This window comes from Halalkalibaculum sp. DA384, assembly GCF_043951955.1.
Lineage (GTDB): Bacteria > Bacteroidota > Rhodothermia > Balneolales > Balneolaceae > JAMQKA01.
On record NZ_JBINJE010000099.1, the window covers coordinates 1 to 883 of the forward strand.

At 60.8% G+C, this 883-nt stretch carries 1 protein-coding gene; it reads left to right on the forward strand.

Annotation, left to right across the window (positions count from 1 at the left end):
* The coding region (locus ACG2E4_RS18425) for a sulfatase (RefSeq protein WP_395277506.1) at positions 1-883 on the forward strand (883 nt) is incomplete at both ends.

The following is an 883-nucleotide window of genomic DNA, read 5'->3' on the forward strand; positions in this document are numbered from 1 at the left end:
GGCCCAGGCTGCGGGTGCCGACAGGCCCAACATACTCTGGATTTCGGTGGAGGATATTTCCCCGCTGATGGGCGTATATGGGGACCCGGTGGTGGAAACCCCGGTGATCGACCAGCTGGCCGCCGAGGGGATGATGTATACCAATGCCTTTACCACGGCCGGGGTCTGCTCGCCGAGCCGCACGGCGATTATAACCGGCCTGCATCAATCCTCCATTGGGGCCCACCATCACCGCCCGACCCATACCGGCCATGCCCATAAAACGATACCGGACGGTGAGCCGCTGGTCAGCGGTGCGGTCACCCCCTACCTGGTGGTACCCCCGCCATACGTAAAGGCGTTTCCCGAATACCTGCGGGCGGCTGGGTACTACACGACCAACAATGTTAAAACCGACTACAATTTTGGGCTCCCCGCCTCGGTATGGGATGAGTCCAGCCGGGAGGCTCACTGGCGGAACAGGCCGGAAGGGAAACCGTTTTTTTCGGTTATCAATCTGACCACGACCCATGAAAGCCAGGTGTGGCAGTCGGAGCTGCCCCTCAGCGTGGATCCGGATGCGGTACCGGTGCCGCCCTACTTGCCGGACACGCCGGTGGTTCGCCGGGATATCGCCCAGCAGTACACCAATATCGAGCAGATGGACCGCCAGGTGGGGCAGATCCTGGCAGATCTGGAAGAAGACGGGCTGGCCGATGATACCATCGTGTTCTTTTGGAGTGATCATGGAGGGGCGCTTCCCCGGCAAAAAAGTTGGTTATATGATTCCGGCATCCATGTCCCACTGATCATCCGCTGGCCGGGGGAGATACCGCCGGGCCAGGTTAACAAGGAACTGGTCAGTTTTGTCGACCTGGCACCGACGGTCCTCTCCCTGGCCGGG